17 protein-coding genes are annotated in these 22,665 nt (G+C 53.5%); 9 read left to right on the top strand and 8 right to left on the bottom strand.

Translation table 11 applies throughout. The features are described from left to right. The first annotated feature begins 33 nt into the window (after positions 1 to 33). Complete coding sequence (locus tag MK110_15005) at positions 34 to 3,117, top strand: c-type cytochrome (GenBank protein ID MCH2212611.1); 3,084 nt, start codon at positions 34 to 36, stop codon at positions 3,115 to 3,117. 88 nt (positions 3,118 to 3,205) lie between these two features. Here MK110_15005 and MK110_15000 read toward each other — a convergent pair whose 3' ends face one another. From MK110_15000 to MK110_14985, 4 genes are all read right to left on the bottom strand, one after another. Then, positions 3,206 to 4,759, bottom strand: a complete 1,554-nt coding sequence (locus MK110_15000) for a hypothetical protein (protein MCH2212610.1) — start codon at positions 4,757 to 4,759, stop codon at positions 3,206 to 3,208. A gap of 26 nt (positions 4,760 to 4,785) precedes the next feature. Next, on the bottom strand, positions 4,786 to 6,129 hold the full coding sequence (locus tag MK110_14995; GenBank protein MCH2212609.1) for an ATP-binding protein: 1,344 nt from the start codon (positions 6,127 to 6,129) through the stop codon (positions 4,786 to 4,788). Next, entirely contained in the window at positions 6,129 to 6,404 is a 276-nt protein-coding gene (locus MK110_14990; GenBank protein ID MCH2212608.1) for a hypothetical protein, read from the bottom strand. The genes MK110_14995 and MK110_14990 overlap by 1 nt, the downstream gene beginning before the upstream one ends. A gap of 417 nt (positions 6,405 to 6,821) precedes the next feature. Further along, on the bottom strand, positions 6,822 to 7,361 hold the full coding sequence (locus MK110_14985; protein ID MCH2212607.1) for a hypothetical protein: 540 nt from the start codon (positions 7,359 to 7,361) through the stop codon (positions 6,822 to 6,824). Positions 7,362 to 7,375: 14 nt separating this feature from the next. Here MK110_14985 and MK110_14980 point away from each other — a divergent pair, with 14 nt between their 5' ends. Further along, on the top strand, positions 7,376 to 9,049 hold the full coding sequence (locus MK110_14980; protein MCH2212606.1) for an aminotransferase class V-fold PLP-dependent enzyme: 1,674 nt from the start codon (positions 7,376 to 7,378) through the stop codon (positions 9,047 to 9,049). Positions 9,050 to 9,075: 26 nt separating this feature from the next. Here the strand turns inward: MK110_14980 and MK110_14975 are convergent, their stop codons facing one another. Next, on the bottom strand, positions 9,076 to 9,441 hold the full coding sequence (locus MK110_14975; GenBank protein MCH2212605.1) for a hypothetical protein: 366 nt from the start codon (positions 9,439 to 9,441) through the stop codon (positions 9,076 to 9,078). A 245-nt stretch (positions 9,442 to 9,686) separates the two neighbouring features. Here MK110_14975 and MK110_14970 point away from each other — a divergent pair, with 245 nt between their 5' ends. Beyond that, on the top strand, positions 9,687 to 10,391 hold the full coding sequence (locus MK110_14970) for an ABC transporter ATP-binding protein (protein ID MCH2212604.1): 705 nt from the start codon (positions 9,687 to 9,689) through the stop codon (positions 10,389 to 10,391). Next, positions 10,348 to 11,583, top strand: a complete 1,236-nt coding sequence (locus MK110_14965; GenBank protein MCH2212603.1) for a hypothetical protein — start codon at positions 10,348 to 10,350, stop codon at positions 11,581 to 11,583. Before MK110_14970 ends, MK110_14965 begins: the two co-directional genes overlap by 44 nt. Positions 11,584 to 11,696: 113 nt before the next feature. Here the strand turns inward: MK110_14965 and MK110_14960 are convergent, their stop codons facing one another. Then, positions 11,697 to 12,308, bottom strand: coding sequence for a DNA-3-methyladenine glycosylase (locus MK110_14960; GenBank protein MCH2212602.1), 612 nt, complete (start codon positions 12,306 to 12,308; stop codon positions 11,697 to 11,699). 38 nt (positions 12,309 to 12,346) lie between these two features. After that, a complete protein-coding gene (locus tag MK110_14955; GenBank protein ID MCH2212601.1) occupies positions 12,347 to 13,315 on the bottom strand; it encodes a trypsin-like peptidase domain-containing protein in 969 nt (322 codons plus the stop codon). Between the two features lie 139 nt (positions 13,316 to 13,454). Between MK110_14955 and MK110_14950 the strand changes: the two genes are divergently transcribed. The 5 genes from MK110_14950 (at position 13,455) to MK110_14930 (ending at position 21,590) form a co-directional block, all read left to right on the top strand. Then, positions 13,455 to 14,828 (top strand): hypothetical protein, encoded by a 1,374-nt coding sequence (locus MK110_14950; protein MCH2212600.1) that lies wholly within the window; start codon positions 13,455 to 13,457, stop codon positions 14,826 to 14,828. A 65-nt stretch (positions 14,829 to 14,893) separates the two neighbouring features. Next, positions 14,894 to 16,372 (top strand): hypothetical protein, encoded by a 1,479-nt coding sequence (locus tag MK110_14945; protein MCH2212599.1) that lies wholly within the window; start codon positions 14,894 to 14,896, stop codon positions 16,370 to 16,372. A 126-nt stretch (positions 16,373 to 16,498) separates the two neighbouring features. After that, positions 16,499 to 18,298, top strand: coding sequence for a squalene--hopene cyclase (locus MK110_14940; GenBank protein MCH2212598.1), 1,800 nt, complete (start codon positions 16,499 to 16,501; stop codon positions 18,296 to 18,298). A 26-nt stretch (positions 18,299 to 18,324) separates the two neighbouring features. Next, complete coding sequence (locus MK110_14935) at positions 18,325 to 20,202, top strand: polyprenyl synthetase family protein (GenBank protein MCH2212597.1); 1,878 nt, start codon at positions 18,325 to 18,327, stop codon at positions 20,200 to 20,202. Between the two features lie 329 nt (positions 20,203 to 20,531). Continuing rightward, positions 20,532 to 21,590 carry a sigma-54 dependent transcriptional regulator gene (locus MK110_14930; protein MCH2212596.1) on the top strand — a complete coding sequence of 353 codons (1,059 nt, stop codon included), beginning with the start codon at positions 20,532 to 20,534 and terminating at the stop codon, positions 21,588 to 21,590. 322 nt (positions 21,591 to 21,912) lie between these two features. On the opposite strand, the gene MK110_14925 is transcribed toward MK110_14930, so the two are convergent. Beyond that, on the bottom strand, positions 21,913 to 22,653 hold the full coding sequence (locus MK110_14925; protein ID MCH2212595.1) for a sugar phosphate isomerase/epimerase: 741 nt from the start codon (positions 22,651 to 22,653) through the stop codon (positions 21,913 to 21,915). Positions 22,654 to 22,665: the final 12 nt, after the last annotated feature.

The following is a 22,665-nucleotide window of genomic DNA, read 5'->3' as shown; positions in this document are numbered from 1 at the left end:
TGTTTCTGTCTTCTGTTATTTAAGGAACGCCGCATGCGTTCGACCACGATCACAAACAAACTGATAATGGGTGTGATGCTGATCAATGTTTCAGCATTGAATGACGCATTTGCCGACGATTTTCCGGATCCGATCAACAGTCAGGCTTCCGGTGAACATCCTCCGGCCCCAGGGGAAATGCCGGGGCTGTTTGAGCTTCCTGATGGCTTCCGGGTCACATTGTTCGCCGGTGAACCGGACGTCAGACAGCCGATCGCCTTCGAGTTTGATGATCGCGGCCGCATCTGGGTTGCCGAAAATTATACGTACAACAAGCAGGGAAATTTGGATCCCGATCACCGTGACCGGGTGATTATTCTGCACGATCACGATGGTGACGGACGGCACGACTCTCGAAAGGTATTCTGGGATGATGGCAATATGCTGACCGGTCTGACCTGGGGTTTTGGTGGTCTGTGGGTCCTTAACGATGGCACCCTGTCTCTGATTCCGGACAGGAACAATGACGACATCCCTGACAGTGAACCGATCGTCATGATCAACGGCTGGACAAAAACTGCCGCTCACAATTTTGTCAATGGATTGCTGTGGGGCCCGGATGGCTGGCTGTATGGACGTCATGGGATCACCGATTCGTCACTGCCGGGGACACCAGACACGCCGTCAAAAGACCGCAATCCGATGAATGCGGGTATCTGGCGATTTCATCCGACACGACGAATCTTTGAGATTGTTTGCCACGGGACGACCAACCCCTGGGGACTGGACTACGACAAGCACGGCCAGTTGTTCATGACCAATAATGTGATTGCTCATTTGTGGCATGTCATTCCCGGAGCCCACTATGAACGCATGTACGGACAGGACTTCAATCCCTACCTTTACGAACTCATGGGACCCTGCAGCGATCACTATCACTGGGACGACAACGTCCGGTGGACCGAGAGTCGGGACGGTAAAGCCAAAGACTTTGGCGGAGGACACAGCCATTGTGGTGGCATGATTTACCAGGGCACCAACTTTCCGGAGGAATACCGTGGAAAAATATTTATGTGCAATACACACGGTCGATGCATCAATATTGATCGGCTGCAGAGAGACGGGGGCACTTACGTTGCCAGTCACGAGCCGGATTTTTTAAGAGTCAACACTCCGTGGTTCCGGGGTGTTGAATTGAAGTACGGACCGGGTGGCTGTGTCTTTTTGAGCGACTGGTCCGACAATGGTGAATGTCATGACCGCGACGGTGTCCATCGAACCAGTGGGCGAATTTATCGGATTTCTTATGGCTCCGAAGCGCCGATTGTCCCTCGGGTAAATGTTCAGAACGATGATGATCTGCTGGAAACCGCAATCACGGCCGGCACTAATGAGTGGCACAGACGTCGAGCCGCGCGGCAGATCATGGAACGACATGCTGTCGGGTCTTTAGAGGGCGTCAGGACGACGTTGACACAGCGTGCCGTTTCTTCGGAAGGCAGTGATCCTGGGAGACGAACCCGCCTGAACGCGGCATGGCTGCTTCTGTCCCTTAACAGTATGTCCGGCAACGTGATTGACGCTAACGTCGGCGCCCGACTGCTGGGGTCTCCGCACGAACATATCAGAGGGACTGCCATTCGTTTTATCACAGAATCTCCCGGTCTCACGGAAGAGCTTGGTGATTCCCTTTTCGATATGAGCCGACGTGATGGGTCAGCGTTTGTTCAAATGTGCTTTGCAGCTTCGCTGCAAAGGCTTCCGTTCGAATCTGAATCAGCACTGGGCCCTCGTATCGCCACGGCGTTACTCGGCCGGTCACCGGATCCGAAGGCAACGGAGTCCGAGTCGCAGTTGAGACGAATGATCTGGTATGGCATTGAATCCGACTGTGTCAAAATAGCGTCTCATACCGGATTACCGCTTCGGGGAAAGATTCGGGATCCGATTCTGCGAACATGGATTTTGCGACGTCTGGCCAGTGACTGGGATCGAAATCGTGTGCTTGTGGCGAACGTGCTGCATCGAAACAGTATTGACGCATCCGTGCCGTCCACAGATGAACAAAATAATCGTCTGGAAGAAGCGAAACTGATCCTGAATGCGGTACTGACGGGACTGCGAGGACAAACTCATCTGAAGCAGCCCGATAACTGGGAGTCGACAGTTCAACAGTATCAGCAGTTCGACGATCCACAGGTCAGTCAGATGGTCGGGGAACTCGCGGTACTGTTCGGTGACGGAGTCGCCCTCAAAGAACTGCGCGAACTGATTGCCAACCGCAACGGGGATCACACGTCACGCCTCCGTGCCATCGATGCACTCGCAGCAGATGGCGACCCTGAAGCGGTCGACGTGCTTCTGTCAGCACTTGATGATCCTGGCGTCTATGTCCGGGTCGCAGGAGCCCTCGCCGGCTTCGACGATCCTCGTGTTTCACAGGAACTGATCAGACGCTGGGAACGATTGCGGCACGGCAGCAGAGAAGCAGCCACTGACACACTGTGCAGTCACCGGTCTTACGCACTTGATTTCGTTCGGGCGATTGTCGACGGTCGGATTGATGCGACACTCCTCACTGCCTCTCAGGTACGCCAGTTGCTCTCGTTTGGTGACTCTGAAATCAAAGAAGTACTCGAATCTCACTGGGGAACCCTTAACGAATCACCGGAGTCCCGTACGGCGGCCATTTTAAAATGGAAGACCCTGCTGACACCCCAAAACCTGGCAGCGGCAGACACGGACTCCGGTGCCTCCCTGTTCAGGAAATCCTGTGCCGCGTGCCACAAACTTTACGGAGAAGGCGGTGCCATCGGCCCTGACCTAACAGGAGCCAACCGCAACAATCTTGACTACGTGCTGAAGAACATTATCGATCCAGGTTCGGTGGTTCCCAAACAGTTCACAATTTCGGTCATTGCACTGAAATCCGGACGGATTATCACGGGGGTTGTGGTAGCAGAAACTCCAAACACCGTGACTGTTCAGACGGAGAAAGACAAGCTCGTGTTTGGTATCTCAGATATCGAGGAACGCGTGCGTACAGGACGCTCTTTAATGCCCGACGGTCTGCTGGATTCACTGAACAAAGAACAGGTGCGGGACCTGATTGCGTTTGTGATGAAACGTCGAGGCTAATCAGTGTTTGCTCATCGTGTTCTGTATGGCCGGCCGTTCGGGAGTGAGTAACTGACCGGTACGTGACCGGCAGGCCGGAGACAACTACTCACTGGCCGTTGTCGGTCAGCGCAGAAGCTTCGTGTATCGTGACAGCATACGATCCCGTATTTCCGGCACGACTCGCGGCGCTGTCATTGATCTGCAGCCACAGACGACCGGCCTGCGGTGTCGTGAGTTTTGAGTCACTTCCCACGATGATCCGCTGAGAAATCCATTGTGCTTCAGGACTGACAAGTGCCGCAACTACCTGTCCCAGAGGGTGTCCCTGACGGTATTCCAGAGTCACCCCGTCGGGTTCGGAAATCCACGGTGACGTTGTTTCTTCGATGGTACACCGGCCGGTACAGGTGATGGACAGTACGTCGCCGGATAACATGTCCCGACCGCTGTCCTGCCAGCCTCGTTCTGCAAAGAGAACCAGTTGTTTGGGGGCTGCCTGATCCGGATCACGATGTTTGGCAAACGCCCGTCCAGGATCGAATCCTTCACATAAGGACTCAGCAAACAGCAGCCAGTCGGCTGAAAGTCGCAGACCATGTCGTTCGCGGATTTGTGTCATTTTTTGAAAAAATTCGTTCTGTCCCCGGCTGTAACACAATCCTGCCCAGTCGTCTTTGTATTCGGGGTGGTTGCTGAGCATCCAGGACAGTGCCCACCACCAGGCGTAACGCACATCGTCAACGGGCGGGTTGACTGTCGGAAACTGAACCTCCTGCATGGACGGAATCTTCCGGCGTTCGAAAATCGGAGTTGAACGAGCCCGCCGTGGAGGCCGAATCGCCGAAATTCGTCCCCAGCCCCCGAATTCCGTCGTCTCGGACGGCATGACACCGAAAGTCGTCCTGCCATGGAACGTCGAATGAGTTGCAAATACTTCGGCGGCGCCTTCCATAAACCAGCCATCGGGAATATTACTCAGCCCCGTGTCACAGGTCATGTAGACGTGTGCGAATTCATGCAGCAACAAATGCCGGCGGTAGTATTCGTCAGCCTGGTTCCGCATCCAGAATTGATATCCGACCTGCTGACCGTGCCGCATACTGACGACCCGATCCGGAACCAGACCTGCAGACTGAAACAATTCAAAGTCGTTGATCAGGCAGCCGATCGCCCTGAAGTCGACTCCGGACCTTGCCGGTCGGATTTTTCCGCAGACCTGCTCCAGGAACTCAAAATAGTGATCGGCAAGCTGAGGCAGATCCTGAACGATTTCCGGGGGCAGATCTGTCAGCAGGATCAGACGGCGGGATTCGAGAACATGAATTCCCGCAGCAGCGAGTCGCCGATGATTCAGTTCGGGGGAGTTTTGGGGAATTCTGTAGAGCGATTCCCGATTGATTTCTGCACGCTTCGGATCGTTGCCATCTGACCGGGGAACGGTGGCATCAGTGGAAGATTCGGGAGGAGATGCGTCAGATTCCGACACTGTGACCGCAGAATCGGCAGCAGCCACCGGCAAGTCATCTCCTTTAGGCTCATGTGTTATCTGACTTCGCTCAGACGAAGATCCTGGAACAGCAGACTTCGAGCAGCCGCCAACAACGGCTGTGCCCGCCATCAAAAACCAGATCAGTACGAATTGTGCGGGCGACTGTGGCATTCCGTCTTGATCAACAGGGCCAGGCATCACAGCGGAAGCCGAATACGAAAAATGGTGCCGGAGGAATCGGAACGCACCAGATCGATGCTGCCGCCAAGTTCGGTTTCAGCGAGTTGACGGCAGACGAACAGTCCCAGTCCGGTTCCCGTGCTCTTGGTCGTGAAGTAAGCATTAAAAATCTCCTGCTGGACTTCCAGTGGAATCCCGTGCCCCTGATCTGAAATCGTAATAGCAACCTGTTCGTCATCCGCGAGCACGTCCGTAGAAACGGTGATTGTGGCGCCTTCGGCTGTTGCGTCCAGGGCATTCAGAACCAGATTGAGCACCAGTTGGACAAGCTGGTCATAAACAGTGCGCAGGATCGGCATCCCGGGACTGAATTCCGTGACGACCTTTTTCCCCTTCCAGCGTTTGTAGTATTTGGCAATGTTGAGTGCGTCCGAAATCACAGCATGAAGATCCACGGTCGTGACGTCCTGACTGGCCGGCCGACTGAATCCCACCAGTTCCCTCAGAATCTTCTGAATCCGACGAAGTTGAGCGTCCACCATATGCAGTCGGCCGGCTGTGTAGTCGTCCTGCCTGCGACGATTCAGCATCTGGACAATTGAGCTAATGGACGCGAGCGGGTTGCCGACTTCGTGTGCAATTCCGGCAGCCAGCAGTCCAAACGCCGCCTGTTTTTCCTGCTGTACCATCCTCGCCTGGGATTCCTGGAGTGCCTGCGTTCGTTCGGAAATCCGTGACTCCAATGTGGCCTGATTATTACGCAGCTCCAGATTCAGTATCTCCAGACGTTCACCGGCCGACTTCAGAAGGCCGGTGAGAGCGTTGATCGCCCAGGAGGCCCAGCCCAGAAAGAGTACCGTGAGGGCAAGTGTGACCCATGTTTTCGGGGTCATTTGAGTGGCCGTGAGGCCCAGAAAACAATAGCTAACTGCGTGCATGCCGAACGTTGTAAACGTCAGTGACGGCGTATGACGGATAGCACAGACCAGCAGCGACAGAAAATAGTAGAATCGAAACGGACTCGGCACACCATCGTCAAAGAAACACAGCAGCCCGATGAACAGTGCCTCCATTGCAGACACTGCGAGTTGAAATTCTGACAAAAACACCTTGCCTCGGGCGCTCCACCATGTATCAATCACTGCATAAACCGCTCCAAGCGACAGAATGGCATTCAACGCCAACTCGTTTCGGGAATCTGATTCATTGAGAAAACCACCGAAATTGACAAGGATGTAACCGACGCATAATCCGAACCAGCGAATGCGCAGAGTAATCGACTCGGCTCGCAGGTCGGTCGCGATTCCTGTGATCGTGAGGTCGTCAGCAGGAGGAATCGAAAGTGGGTCAGACTGATCCATCAGCGGGATCTCATTGTGTAAACGGACAGAACGTGAATTCGGATGCGGATTCTCCTGCGCCTAAGCCACATGTACTTCCCGTGATTGAGTCGTGCGATGACTGTGGTGCCTGCTGCATGATGACTCCTGTACCGCCCTTCGAGCCCGGAGAAGACATCGCACTCGGTGTCAGCGACCTGCAGCGAAAGCCGATCGACGACCGGATCGCTGCCGATCAGCATTTCGATAATCTTCCATGCGTTTGGTTTGACCTCCGAACCCGACGTTGTCGCCATTATGATCAGCGGCCCTCAGCCTGCAGACGGTTTGAAATTGGTACTGATCTTTGTCGACTGTCTCGTTGTGATATGGGTTTACCTGGTTAGTGCATGTTTCAGGCTTGGTTTCGCGCCGTCGTTGTCAACAAAATCGTTAGACTTTGAAATTCAGGGCGGTTTGGAATTTCAGTCTCAGTGCAGTTCCTGGGGCTGCCCTAAAATTCGGACCGGTTCTGTCCCCGGCGGGCCGACAAACCGGTCAAGGTGATTGACCAGTGGTCCGGCCGCCATGCCGTCCCGGATTCCTGTCACCTGTGATTCGTTCCGAGTGCTGCCGGAGATCCAAAACGGTAAACATCGATTCACATCTGTGTGTTGGCCAAACGTGGGACCGAATCTGAGGGACGCTGTGGCATCTGCGGATGTTGAGAACAGCTAACCTTTGTATTTCTCTTCGGATTTTTCACTGCCGCCAAATGATTTACGAAAAGCTGTTGACTGGGCTTTTACCGTCGCATCTTTGCCGGTCATCTTGAGGAAGTAGACGCCTTTGTTCAGTTGTAAAATTACAGCCAGCATTCGTGAACCTTCAACAGGTCTGGTCTGGCGCCGGATTGGCGGCCCCACTGACTTGTTGTACGTTCCGGACACTTCCACCACGTAATAGTCGTGGTCACCGGCTTTACCTTTGGTGATCTTGTGTTCTCGTCCCTTGCTGTCAAACTGGCCCACCCAGCGACTGATGTTCTGACCAACGCCTCCACCTCCACCGGGAAAGTTAAAAATGGCAAGTTCACCTGACTCTTTGTCACCCTTCACCGCCGGGATCTCATAAGTTGCCAGCCGCATTGAGTTTCGTTTTCCGGTATTGCTCCAGTTTTCCGGGACGTTCAGCGTCAGGTCTTTGTGTTTGACTTCCTCGGTTTTGGCCGGTGCATCAGCTCCGAACACGAATCCCGAAGTCCCGGAAAGCATTACGGCGACTAGAGTTGTTCTTAGCATGTGAAGATCTCGTGGAGGCAGGAATTGAAGAATATGACTGGTGGCAACACCGGACTCAGAGTTTACTGCAGGAACCGCCAATTCGCGAGACTGCCGACGCCAGAAACATCTGCAGCGGGTTCTCCGGATCGCTGGTCCGCTCAACTGGAGCGATTGCAGGATGGAAACCGGTTGTAGTACTCCGTGGTGCCGCTCAGATTTTTCGACAATTTTATGAGTTTTCGAGTGTTGTCCGTATGGCTGACTTACCAAATCATCCGAATTCCCGAAGAGAACGACTTGATCCATCTTCGCAGGAGATGCGTGTACTGGGCTATCGGCTCGTGGATGAAATCATCAGTCATCTTTCTGATCTGCGCCGGCAGCCGGTTGCCAGACGGGGCACTCAGGCTGACTTCAGTTCACTGGTTGATGAGCCGCTCCCGGAACTTCCCTCAACACACGACGAGTGTCTGGAGTTCTTTTTTGAACGTATTCTGCCGGATCTGACGTCCATCAATCATCCGCGATTTCATGCCTATATTCCGGGACCGTCCAGTTTTGCAGGAATGCTTGGGGCAATGCTGGCAGCCGGGACGAATCCGTTCGTTGGCACCTGGCTGGGAGGCGCCACCGTTAGCGCCCTGGAGATCACTGTGATCCGCTGGATCGCTGAGATGCTTGGTTACGATCCTGCAGCAGCCGGCGTCTTGACCAGCGGTGGTTCCATGGCCAACCTGACGGCTCTGGCGGCAGCCCGTACTCGTCGAACAAATCGCGACACACCGGTGTCGATCTATGTGTCCAGTGAAGGACATGCGTCCGTTACGCGAGCTGTATCAATTCTTGGATTTGACGATGACACGGTTCGAACCGTGCCCGTCAATCAGTCGTTTCAGATGGACGTGAATTGGCTGTATTCCGTGTTACGCGATGACATAAACGACGGCCGAGTGCCGCTGTGTCTCATCGCCAACGCGGGGACGACTAATCTCGGAACAATCGATCCTCTTGCTGAACTCGGGGAAATCTGCAGAAAACATAATATCTGGTTTCACGTGGATGCAGCCTATGGTGGATTTGCAGCGTTGACCCCCAATGGACGGCAGCTGCTGGCCGGAATACAGCAGGCGGACTCACTGACCCTGGACCCTCATAAATGGCTGTACTGTCCGATGGGAATCGGCTGTGTGATTGTGCGGGACCGAAATGCACTGACATCGGCTTTTCGCACAGCAGGTGACTATCTTAAAGATCTGCCGACCGACGAAATTAATTTTTACGAATACGGCCCCGAACTGTCACGGCCCGCACGCGTGTTACCCGTATGGATGGTGATCCGCACCTGCGGACGTGCTCAGCTTGCGCATCAAATCAGCGAAGACATGCGACTGGCCAGAATGGCTGCTGTGCTGCTGGCCGAAGACCCGCGACTTGACGTCATTATGCCGACATTATCTGTGGTTGGATTCAGACATCGACCGCGCAGAGGTGAAACAGAACATGAGCGAGCCGCTCGTGATACGAAACTCATGGAGGACAGTCTGGCAAGCGGTGAGTTGATGCTGTCCACGACCCTGATTAACGGTCGCAGCATGCTTCGATTCGTGGTTTTGAACCATCACACCTCGGAGGCCGATATTCATCATTCCGTCAGCCGCATTCGGCTCTACGCGGTCTGAACCTCAGCGGCCACTGACGTTGGTGTTCACATGTTCTGCTGCCGACGAAATTCCTGGAGTGGATATTCAGAAAGGGGCAGGGTTTGAGCCTGCTGTGCTAACTCCTGCAGTCGATACCAGCCGCGAGTAATCAGTTCGGTTTGGGTCTGAACAGATTCTTCGTCCAGTTCGCGTCGCGAGAATGGTCCCTCAGCGATAATCGGATCAAAATCCGGGGAATCGATGAACTGTGCCGTGACAACATTGCAGCGGAGGTGCCGCTCGGGACTACTCATAAGCTCACGAGTCGCGATCCGACCGATCACGTAACGCAGGTAGAGGTCACTTTCACGAATGGAGCTGACCTGTTCACCACAGACATCGCAAAGATAACCCTGATCGCACCGTGCCATGGAAAGATCTCACTGATTAACGTCACACTGTAACCGACCGTCAGGCTGCCTGATGAAGAACAGCAGCACCGGGATCGGGTTCTACACGGATGTTTCCGCAACGGAGTCGCTGGAAACGAAGATATCTCAGTCTTCGCGGGACCGACAGGCCCGGCAGACCGGCAGAACTGGTAAACTGCACCCGATGACACGGCCGGTTGATTGTGTCTGGTATCAGTCGGACAGAAGTCGTCAGGATTACAATAATGCATGAACCCATGATAGCAATTCGTGATCTGCAGTTCTCGTGGCCTTTTGGTGACTTTAAACTACAGATTCCGTTACTTGATGTCGCGCCCAGTTCAGCAGTCGCAGTTACGGGGCCGAGTGGTTCGGGAAAAACAACGTTATTGAACATCATTGCTGGAATTTTGCCGGCTACAGATGGTTCAGTCGTTGTTGCTGACCGGGAACTTTCAAAGCTGACAGCGAACCGACGACGAGCATTCCGTCTAAATACAATCGGACTTGTGTTTCAAAGCTTTGAGCTGATCGATTATCTCAATGTCCTGGATAATGTTTTACTGCCGGCACGAATCAGTCCTGCACTGGAACTGACCTCCGTACTTCGCAACCGAGCACGTGATCTGCTCACACAGGTTGGCTTAAACCAGGCGGGCCACCGTTCTGTGACGCGATTGTCACAGGGGGAACGACAACGTGTCTCAATCTGCCGGGCTTTACTGACAGACCCTTCACTGCTGCTGGCGGATGAACCAACCGGTAATCTTGACCCCGAAAGTACGCAGCAGATCGTGGAATTACTGATTCGTCATGTCCGGGATTCCGGAGCTACGCTACTGATGGTTTCTCACGATCATTCTCTGCTGTCCCGGTTTGACAGGACGATTAACTTCAGCAGTCTGTGTGTCAGCGGGCGAACAGACGCGGGAGGCTCCGGTGCTGCGTAACGCGTTGTTTCTTGCCCTGCGCTCTTTGGCGTGGTATCGGGGTCGTTCTGTCACGATCACTCTGTGTCTGGCCACGACTTTGTGGCTTCCGATCACTGCGCGAATGTTTGTTCATGAGTTCCAGAATGAAATCGTGCTCAGGGCCGCATCGACCCCGTTAATCATCGGAGTTCGTGGCAGTCGGATTGATCTGGTCCTTCACGGACTGTATTTCCAGACTGCGGCACCGGCCCCATTAACAATGGAGGAATCGGATTACATTCGTGACACTGGATTCGCCTCTGCCATTCCGCTGCATATTCGCTTCAGGACGCAGGAGGTGCGGCATGCTCCGGGCGCCCCGATCATAGGAACCTCACTAGAATATTTTGAGTTTCGCGGGTTGAAGATCTGCAGGGGCGATTCTCTGACTCGCCTGGGAGACTGTGTGCTTGGTGCGAGATTTGCCGAACAAAGCGGATTGATACCTGGAGATTATCTACTGTCGGCTCCACAGAATGCGTTTAACCTCGCCGGCGACTATCCGCTGAACATGAGAGTCGTGGGAGTTCTGGAAGAATCGTGGTCCCCGGACGACGATGCCGTTTTTGTGGACATCCACACGGCATGGATCATTGAAGGTATCGGACACGGCCATCAGGCACTGTCCGTGGACGCAGAGGAGCAGTTACTGGAGGCTGATCCTTCGGGACCTCTTCAGGCTAATGCCTCAGTCCTTTCGTACACTGAAATCACCGATGAGAATGAATCATCGTTCCATTTTCATGGTGACGAATCGGAATTTCCCGTTACGGAAATCATTGCCGTACCACAGAATCGTCAGTCACAGACAATGCTTCTGGGACGTTATGCGTCCGCAAGAAGCAGCAGAGCGATCTGTGTCAAACCTGGTCAGGTTGTCGATGAACTGCTGGCGATGGTGTTCAGAATCGAACAGCTTTTCCGAATTGCGGCCATACTTTCCGGCGTAATTACCGGAGTACTTCTGGGGCTGGTGATATTTTTAAGCGTTCGATTGAGGGCGCCCGAGATGAAAACAATGGAACGTATTGGGAGTGCCCGAGGCACCACGGTGATACTGGTGAGTACAGAAGTGTGCCTTCTGCTGGTAACGGCGTTCTGTCTGTCGCTCGGCGCAGCAACAGTCACGAATGTACTCGCCGGCAACTGGCTGCGACACTATCTGTTTTGATCCCGTTATATTAAAGACCCGTTGCCTCACAGACGAACAATCTCTCTGCCACAGCCTGCAGAGTTCACTCCTCGTCTGGTTGTCGGAGCCCGCCGGATTAATTCTTACTGTGGTCAGCATTCGTCGGGCTGGTTATCCAGATATCTCCACAGGTACCAACTGGCGACGCTTCGATGAGGACTCCAGCGGGCAGCCACTGCGTTCAGATCGTCCGATGTTGGATTTGAGAGTGAATAGATGCGGACCATGGCATTGCGCAGGCCAAGGTCATCCGGTGCAAAAACATCCGGACGTCCCAGGCCAAAGATTAAAAACATCTGGGCCGTCCAGCGTCCGATGCCTTTAACCCTGGTGAGTTCACTGATGACTTCTTCGTCGGGAAGTCGAACAAGTCGGCGGAAGTTCAGCTGACCGTCGACAACATGCTGCGACAGATGCCGAAGGTACTCCCGCTTCTGACGGGACACCCCGCAAGCCTGAAAATCGGCGTTTGACAGGCCCAGCAGTTCTTTGGCAGACAATCTTCTGCCAGGCAGCCGGGATTGCAGTTTTCGACGAATCGTTTGGGCGGCAGCGACGGAGATTTGCTGCGAAAGGATCGCACCGGCAATCAGCGAAAATCGTCCGCCTCGCGGTTGCAGGCTGCAGCGTCCAATTCGATCGATCTCTGGTCTGAGCAAACTGTCACGGCGCCGCAAATGCCTGACTGCTTTGAAATGTGACATGGCGGTTCCGTGAAGTGACGATGCGCCGATTCGAATTGTCACCGGATGTCGAATCTGTCCGGAGGCATGTTTGGGTTTCTGCGACGCGGAGGTGTCAGGTAGTGATATCCGGTGTTTGGATTTGTTCGATCGAATGCAAATGCATCACGATTGTTCAGAAAATGTTTCAGATAGGCAACAGGAATGGCAAATCCAAGTCCTTCTCCGAACAGCAGTTTCATATTAATGACGCCGACGACTTCGCCGCGGTTGTTGAACAACGGGCCTCCGCTGTTGCCAGGATTGATCTGCGCCGTCGTCTGTATGTACACAACACCTTCAATGTTCCGATTTCGAGTACTCACGATCCCTTCGGAAACAGACCGTTCCAGTCCCAGTGGACTCCCGATCGCGAACATAGGATCGCCTTCCCGAACGGAATCGTCTTCAGCGAGATACACAGATTGGAACTGCATGTCCTGTTGAAGCGGGATCTCAAGAAGCGCAAGGTCGAAGAAAGGGTTAAGAGCCAGAATCCTGACGTCACGAATCGACCGGCGTTCGAACTCTCCATTATCCCGCCGACGATAAATGGTCACACCGATTCGAGTCTGACCTTCCACCACGTGATAGTTGGTGACACAGAATCCCCGGGAATTAATAATGAATCCGGAACCAAGTCCTGCTGGAGTCTGGATGCGAACTACGCCCTCACCGAATCTGACAACGTTGTCTTTGACCGAACCTTCAGACAGTTCTGCCGATTGAAAGATACCTTCATCGCGTACTGCAACCGGTCTGCCTGCGTCCGAAGTCTCCTGTTGGCGACTTTGAATCTGAACAACAGGAATTCGGATGATGTCGATGCCAATATCAACAAACAGGGTGTCGGGTTGAACTTTCAGTACCTGTCCCACGATTTTTTGGCCGGATTTCAGCACGATGGCGTCACCGGCAGCCAGTCCAGGGAAGGCCCCTGCAGCCGTACATGTTGCCAGAAGGAGCGTTAATCGGAACCTGTTACCCATTTGTAATGACTTTCACGCGAATATCATCGAGGAAACAGCGAAACAAACATGCGTTGTGTACGGGGACGAACGAAAGGTATTCGTTCTGATTTTTCGGGAACATACTGTCTATAATGTCCGTCACCGTCGCAAGATTCGGATGAAAACAGTTGCTGCTTTCCTGCAGATTGCCGGAATACAGCCCCTTGCCGATCTGATCTTCTCTACAATCCTGTTCAAAGTTTTGTACCGGTCTGAATTATTCGTCCGGAGCACACACCACCAGATCAACATGTCCGGGGATATCAGCAAATTCAAACGTGCTCGTGCTCGGTTACGAGGGACCGCAGCTGCGGAGATCCCGGTGCCGTTTGACGTCAGTTGTGAATGTGGCGGTCGCGTTACGGGGATTCGAACTTCGTCGTGGCAGCAAACCAGCTGTCCGTCATGCCATACTTCGTGTTTCCTGCTGCCTGCAAATGTGTATCCGTCCACGGATAGTGTCGAAAGTCACGTGATTGGGGGCACATTCGGACATCGACTTCGGGTGGTTGCCGGCGAAGTGCTGGTTCCACAAAAGCGTCGGCTGCGCAGCCAGGGTGACGTTCTTTCGAAAAACAGATCCCGGACGGAAAATGATTCAGCAGCAGGAAACGAGCCTGCCTCCACTCAGCCGCGGCGATGGCGGTCACCCCGCCGTGTGCTGTCCGGGTTTCATCCTGTCCGTTTTGTGCGTCGTGCCTTTTCGCCTTTCCGGTTACTGCTGGCAGGGATAATCATGATCGTCAGTACGACCGGCTATTGGGTCTACCAGAGCAGGCAGTACGAAGCAGCTCGTACCACATGGCATAAGGAAACGGATGCCATTCCTTCACTCGTTGAGCAGTATCAAATTGAAGAGCTGGAACAGGCACTTGGCAGAGCAGCCAAGGCCGGACGACTTCTCGGTCTGAGTGGTCAAAAATGGAGATATGTGCTCAATCTGCTGGACGAAACACGGGCAGTCAGGTCCATTTACAGAACAACAGTACCCGAACTGATATCAGAAGTGAGGGAACAAATAGAGACTGGCAGTCAGTTGCCTGATTCACTCCGGCTGGAATTAAAGAGAGTTTCATTCGTCGTTGACGGTTACATTGATCCTGTGGACAGCCGCTCGGGCAGTTACCTTCTGGACATTCCGGCCGGCTCCGCCGGACACGCGGTTTCGGTTCAGATGCGACTGCCGCAACTCGGTGATTATCTGAACCAAAATGAAACACATCGGTTCGTGTTCGCATTTCGACTGTCGGATATTGAGTTAAACGGCAACTCTGCACGGCAGACCTGGACCCTGACGGTTGCACCTGAATCATTCGTGTTACTCACAAGCGTGAAATATTGCGAGCAACTGGGATTCCCGGTTTCGGATGATCCATCGCTGACTGATATCCTTTTGAGTCAACGAACATTTATTGAAGAATCTGAGTCATGGGCCGAGCGTCGCAAACAGCACCTCCGGCAGCACATTGCACGCAGGAGCAGTCACCACTGACTTTTCGAATTATTACAATATGTCTGGTTATGGCTTTCCCCGCTTCTGCAACAAGAGCTGAAGTGATGACTGCGATGTCACTGCTGCAGGCAAAAGGACACTGGAAAGACTGGGCGGCTGAAAAGCGTAAAGTTCAGATAACCGGACGCTATTTGGGTCGCAGTGCGTCACAGATTCGAATGCAAAATCTGAACATTGTTTTTTTTCCTGAAAAAGGAGTTCGAGTACCGGAACGAATACGACTGGGAACACCGCTGGCAGTTTCCGGATATTTCGTAGACGGCAAACGCAGGCCGAAGTTTCAAATGACGCGTCTGATCATCGAGCCGTCTGATGTTGAACGAATGAACCAGCAACTGTCAAAGATATCTGAAACGGACGCAAAGGCACGTTATAAACTGGCAGACCAATACGAGGCGATTGCGGGGTTCTATTCCGATCGCGAGCTCGGGGCAGCCATTGAACTTTGTCGCACGACCACATTTGACTTGCAGCTTGAGCGACACCGCCGTGATCCTGCAGCGCTGTGGGCCCTGGTCGAACCAGAGCCTCCGATCGAGATTTCCCGCAAGATTCAGGAGGATATTCGGTTCAGAGTCTTCTGTCTGCGAGCCGCGAATGATGCGGACTGGACGATTCTCGAGGACCTCAAACAGAAAGTGACCGGTTGGAATATGCCAACCGTAAATATCAGTGAGTCATTGTTGTCAGCATTCGAAACGGATCAGTCACGGGCATATGAGAATGCCGATCAATCGGAACGATGGCAACTGGAGCGGCTGCTCTACCGACAGGTGCGGCTTAAGCAACTGCTTGCGGATCTGAAGCCCGATCACAGCAATGCGTTAAACCTGTCATCGTATGTTGATGATGAACTTCCCGAAGAAACGACTGCGATTCGAATGTTAAAATCATTATGGGCTGACTATCGCCTCCGGGACATAAGAGCACTGAAGCGTCGTCAATTGGATGTGGTTATCGGCCTGTTACTCGAAATTCAGCGCGTTAACGATGTGCAGCAGGCGGCAAAAACATGGCTCAGCAAACAGGAATCAGTCGCCGCGACCAGCGGGCTGGACGGTCAGATGCGACTGGCAGGTGACTTTCTGCACGCCTCGACACAATGGAAACTGCCTGCACACCGGGAGCGGGGAATTGAATATCTCAAGCGGGCCTGGACGTCTGCTTCCAGTGAAGCTCCTGCAGTTTCAAAGGAGATTCAACGGAGACTGGAACAGTTGGGGGTCATTCGTATACACGGACGCTGGATGACAAGTGAGGATCTAAAAAAGCTGCCGCAAGGTGATGTTGAACTGGCACAGCGGGAAGAACGTGTCGTCCGGGGAATGTCTTTGGCCCAGGTTCAGGCTATATTGGGGTTTCCGACCCGTCGGATTCGTATGGCATCGTCGAGATCTGTGGAAGATGTCTGGGTATACGGCGAACGGTGGTCCAGCCGAATGATCGTCCGATTTCGTCGCCCTACAGCGAATTCGGATCATTCTGCAAAGGTCATCGAGATTCGACAGGTCAGAGGGCAATAGCAAAAATTGTTTTGGACCGGTGACTGTGTCAATGAAGCGGATAACAGATCATCGTTTCGTGAGTCTGTCCGCTGATACGGCGAATAGGCTTCGAAAATTCTTCCACTCTTCCAGGTGAATTCAAACGTGTCCGAATCTGCGACACATATGTCCGTCATCGAGGCCGCAGATGTTGTGACAGACCTTTTGGTTTCCGCACGCAGTCCACAAGGGGGGTGGACTGGTGAATTGTCAACATCAGCACTGTCAACGGCAACTGCCGTGATGGCACTCGAACTGGCTCGACGTGCAAATCTACGGCAGTGTGACAATCTGATCACGAATGCCGTACAGTGGCTGGCGAATCACCAAAATCCTGATGGCGGCTGGGGTGACACGAATCTGAGTCACAGTAACATTTCGACATCAATGCTGGTCAACGCAGTATTTTGTGCAACGCCCGATGGCAGGCACTACCGCACGGTAATCGAGTCGTCTGATCGTTACATCAAAGAACACGGCGGAGTTGACGCTGTGATTGGTCGTTACGGCAAAGACCGTACGTTTTCGACTCCCATCCTGACTCATTGTGCGCTTGCCGGAGTGGTTGACTGGGAACGCGTCCCGCCCCTGCCGTTCGAACTCGCCTGTATTCCGACCGGGTTCTACCACGCAGTCCGTATGCCGGTCGTGAGCTACGCGCTGCCTGCGCTGATTGCAATTGGTCAGGTCATTTTTCACCATCGTGGCCATTGGAATCCAATTCTGCGCAGCATCCGTCGTCGCGCGGTTAAGCCGTCGCTGAGTGTGCTGGAACGCATTCAGCCGGCGAATGGTGGATTCCTGGAAGCAACTCCGCTGACAGCTTTTGTGTGTATGAGTCTGCTGGGTTGTGGCCTGAACGATTTGACTGTGACACATCGCTGTCTGGATTTCATTGTCTCATCGGTTCGAAAAGATGGCAGCTGGCCGATCGACACAAATCTGACAACCTGGGTGACGTCACTAAGCATCAACGCACTGTCTGATGTGGGAAAGAGTCATTCTTCAGAACAGGTACTCAGTGAACCGGAGCGACAGCAGGTTCGGACCTGGATTCTGGATCAACAGTACCAGGAGCCGCATCCTTATACACATGCTGATCCGGGTGGATGGGCGTGGACGGATCTGCCAGGAGGGGTTCCGGACGCAGACGACACACCGGGAGCGATGTTAGCACTGCTGAACCTGCGTCCGGCGAATGAGGATTTCAGCGATCGGGAAATATCAGCGCTGAGTGCAGCGGCCCGGTGGTTACTTAACCTGCAAAATCGTGACGGTGGCTGGCCAACATTCTGCCGTGGCTGGGGCACACTGCCGTTCGACCGCAGTTCCAGTGATCTGACGGCTCATGTGTTGCGTGCTTTGCATCACTGGCTGTCTCGTGTTCCTGCAGTCCCTGCGTCACTGCGGGAGCGTGCGGTCAGACAGTCTGCCCGGGGGCTCGACTTTCTTCAGAAGCATCAGACATCCGATGGGGCATGGCTGCCACTGTGGTTCGGCAACCAGTGGAATGAAAACGATGACAACCCGCTGTATGGAACGGCTCGAGTTGTCCTGGCGCTCTGTGAAACGGGTCGTCAGGAACTGGATTCGACCCAAAAAGGCCTGCAATGGCTGCTCGACAACCAGAATTCCGATGGTAGCTGGTCCGCTCGAAAAGGTTTACCTGGATCGATTGAGGAGACTTCTCTGGCGATTGAAGCTCTGAGCGGACATTTTCCGGGCCGGCATAGTGTCAGAAGCGGTACAACGTGGCTGATAGAGCAAATTCGGGGCGGACGGATTGCAGAGCCGTCTCCAATCGGTTTCTATTTTGCAAAACTCTGGTATTTTGAACGCCTGTACCCGATCATATTTGCAACGGCCGCCCTGCGGCGAGTCTGCCAAACCAGTCAATTGCAGTGAATTCTGAAGGCCCACGGAGCCATATCGTGTCGATATCGCCTGTTGAGGACATCCTGGCTGAATCCGAGTTCCCACCGGATGACCCAAAGCCCGTTCGTAAAAAGGGACGCCGACGCAGCACCAGTCACCTGAAAGCTGTTCCGGAGACGCTGGAGGAACGTACACGAGTTAAAGAAGCTGCCGAAGAGTTCACGCGCACGCTGGACAGGAGTCGGGCTTTTTCAAAGGATGATCTGGAAACACAGTCGCGTATGCTGATGGATCAGCTGGGGCTCCCCGAAAAATTCCTTGGTTTCACCATGGTGATGATCGGGAATTTCTTTTGGAAAACACAGTTTCTGGCCATTCCTTTCGAACGCCGCATGCTGCTGCTTCCGCATTGCCTGAAACATGCGGAAGGCTGCCCTGCCGAATACACAGAATTCGGTCTCGATTGTGAACGGTGCGGAGCATGTTCAATTGCTGACTACAAGGTCAGAGCCGAACAGCTCGGTTATAAGGTGCTTGTGGCCGAAGGCTCGCCGGTTGTCCTGAAAATTATCGTTTCCGGATATATCGACGGGATTCTGGGGGTGGCGTGCCTGAATGTCCTCGAGAAGGCCATCGACAAAATCCTGATCGCAGGAGTACCTTCCTATGCAGTACCTTTGCATTCAGGTGACTGCATGAATACCACCCTCGACCAGGCGTGGGTCTGGGATGTGCTCGAAAAGTATGAACCGCTGCCTGTACGTCCGACCACAAGCTATGTTCCAATGATGCGCGCATCGAGTCAGGTGTTCGAGGACGACTACCAGAGACTCCTGCCTCCGGTCAGGACCAGGGAACCGCAGCGAGCCAGTCATCCGGTAGCGTTCACTGAAAAGGCTGCATACGACTGGCTGGCAGAGGGAGGCCGTCGATTCCGTCCGTTTATTACAATGGCTGCCTGGTACGCAGCATCGAATGACGAACCGCTTACGGCCGGAGATGATACTCCCCGAATTCCCGATAATGTGGCCCGTGTTGCCATGGCAATCGAAGCATTCCATAAAGCTTCCCTGGTGCACGATGACATCCAGGATGATGATACATGGCGTTACGGTCGCAAAACACTGCACCGTGAATACGGTAGTTCACAGGCAATCAACATCGGAGACTATCTGATTGGCCTGGGATATCGGTTGATTCATTCCGCTCGTCATATTGATCCGGAAATTGCAGCTGACATTCTGGACAGTATGTCAACGGCTCATATTCGACTGTGTGACGGGCAGGGCGCAGAAATGACCTGGCAGCAGTCGCCCGACTGGAGTCTCACTCCCCTGGACGCGATGCAGATTTATGCGTTGAAAACGTCACCGGCCTTTGAAGCAGCGCTCTACGCCGGGTTGCGACTCGCCGGTCACAGACTGGCCGATTCTGAAATGGTCTCACTGTTCTGTCGTCATTTGGGTGTCGGTTTCCAGATCCTGAATGATCTGAAGGACTGGCAGGGTGATGCCCACAATAAACTGGTTGCCGGTCAGGATGCCCTGGCACGAAGACCAACTATTCTGCTGGCCCTGGCGCTCGACAAGGCGAGTGATGCACAGCGAGTTCAGATGGAACATCTTTTGTCAGAAAAAACATCTGATGAACACGATGAGGAATGTATTGCGCAACTGCGTGAAATTTTCGAACGGTGCCAGGTGTTTGAGAGAGCTGAAATACTGGTAGAACGATGCGCAGAACGTGCGTTGACGTTGATTGAGCAAGTGGACCGTCAGCCCCTTCGCGACCTTCTGCATTTCTTCCTGGAAACCGTTCTGGCTGCGGATAGTGGCCCGTCACCGGCGGAGCACCTTGACCCCTCAGAACCGGTTTTCGCAAATCTTCAGGTGCCCGCTCCACCTGTGGTTCAGCTGCAAATCCCTCAAGCTTAGATCAACAACGTGTGAGAACATTCGGGATTCCATTCGGCAAACCCTCTGGAAGTGTTATCAGCAGTTGAGGATAACAGGTACCTGACGGGCAGTGATCATCGCTCTAATCTGAGATCAAACTGGCCTGACAGTCTGATACATGTGGTTGTTGCATTCTGTGTGCCGGGTGGGCAGAATCGCCTGGCGTTGCTGAATAAATCAGCTCCTCGATGTGAGGCACACACGGTGAAGTCACAATCTGAGAATTCCTAGCCTATAATCGCGGGACTGGCTGTCCTTTTCTGTGCAGATGTGTTGCACTTCTTGCGTAAAACTTTGGCACGGGATTCGTGAGCATTCGGCGTACCATGGCCTCAGAGAAGACACTTATCGACGGATTGATCGGACACGGCCCGGCTATGCAGGCTGTATACCGGATCACTCGGAAAGCCGCCCCCTCCAACGCGACGGTGTTGCTGACCGGTGAAACAGGTACAGGAAAGGAGTTGATTGCACGGGCCCTTCACGAATTAAGTCCTCGCGCCACAGGACCGTTTGTACGAGTTAACTGTGGGGCCCTGTCGGAAAGTCTGCTGGAAAGCGAATTGTTCGGACACATCAAAGGAGCTTTTACCAGTGCCCATGAAAATCGGACCGGCCGATTTGAGGCCGCACACGGCGGAACCGTTTTCCTGGATGAGATCAATTCGATCAGTTACCAGTTGCAGGTCAAGCTGCTGCGAGTTCTTCAGGAGCACGAGTTCGAACGTGTCGGTGACACCCGAACAATTCAGGTAGACTGTCGAGTGATTGCGGCAACGAATACTGATTTGCCGGACGAAATTTCAGCCGGTCGGTTTCGGGACGATCTCTATTATCGACTCAATGTCATCCCGATCGATCTGCCTCCACTGAGGGATCGACCGGAAGACGTCGAGGCGTTAGTGAAGTTTTTTTCGGGAAGCTTCGCGGCAGCAAACGGACAGGAACCAGTACAGTTTTCGACGACCGCCCTTGGATTGCTGTCGAGATACAACTGGCCCGGTAACGTCCGTGAACTGCAAAACTATGTGGAACGGGCATTGGTGCTTTCGGACGGAGATTCCGTAATTGTCGATGATCTGCCGGAGCACGTTCGCGGAATACCAAGCGTACGAACAGCTCGCGTTCATGCGGATTCGATTGAGTCACTCTGTACTGAACTGGTCAGTCGCACAGTCACGGAGGCAGGACATGACTCCGGCGAGTTATACAGTGCCGCAGTGAGTCGTGTTGAGCGTGAGGTCATTTTGCAGGTTTTACGACACTGCCAGGGAGTCCAGACACGTACTGCCACCCGTTTGGGAATCAATCGAAACACGCTGCACAAAAAGATTGATGAGTACAAACTGCATGCTGAATCACGTTGAGACACTGATAAGAAACGAATAGCGATCATCACAACGACTGCAGGTGGGACTGTCAGCAATTTGGAATCACCGTCAGCGAATGAGTGATTTGCCGTTTGGTCGAACGACTCTGAAAAAATGTCCGGAACGGAAATGCCGACGGCCAGAAGACGTTAACGTCTGTTTGTTCTGGATCGGGTCGGGGCCGGATAGCCTCCGTTGAGACGTGGTTGACCGCGGACAGCGGATTTCGCACTGTACGTAAAGGATGGTGTGAATTCGGGCGGCACGACAGACTGGTGAAATTCTGCCTCTGCTGCATTCCGTCTGATGGAGCCGCGTGTTACAGCATGGATTCCAGAAGCAGCCGCAGCTTTCGCAACTCCAGCAATCTTTCTTCTCCGGACATCGTTTTCGGCAACAGATCAACGCACAGCGAGCGGTCAAAATCAAGGCTCTCAAGTGTTGCCGTAATGCGATTGAAATCAGCGTCTCCGAGTCCACAGGACACCTGAGCCTGACTACTGGATGAATCCCGCAGATGACAGTGTAGTGTATGGTCGAACACCATATCCCACGAAACCTGGTCGCTACCAAAGATGTAACAGGTTGGATCCAGTGTAATCCCCAGTCCCTTGACGGACTGACACAGCTCTGTTGCGGTCAGTGGGTCCTCCGTGAGTAAGCCACGACGGGTCAGAATCGACAGTCGAATTCCGGCCTGATGACAAATCTGGTGACGTTCACGCAGTCGATCAATTTCAGTGTTGAAAGGGGTCCCAAGAGGTGAAGCCTCAATCGTCATTTGCGCAATTCGCAGGCTGCGGGAAAACTCCACGACCTTGTGGAATTCGTTCAGCGTGACCTCCTGATCCAGGAAGATCGCAACGGGACTGACGCGACTCGACTCGCGCAGTTCAGTAACCACACTGTCTGAGTTGGAAACGACATCGGAAACCTGGAGCTGATCGAAATTGTCATTCAGCCACAGTTCACACTTGTCGAAGCCCAGATCCTGCAACTGTGAGCACGCCTGCCCAGGCGACATCTCCCAGAGACTGCGGGTTGATCCAGCGATCTGCACAGTTTCTTGTCC

It is taken from the genome of Fuerstiella sp., assembly GCA_022447225.1.
Lineage (GTDB): Bacteria > Planctomycetota > Planctomycetia > Planctomycetales > Planctomycetaceae > S139-18.
The sequence above is the reverse complement of the archived record's forward strand: the minus strand, read 5'-3'. Positions and strand labels throughout refer to the sequence as shown.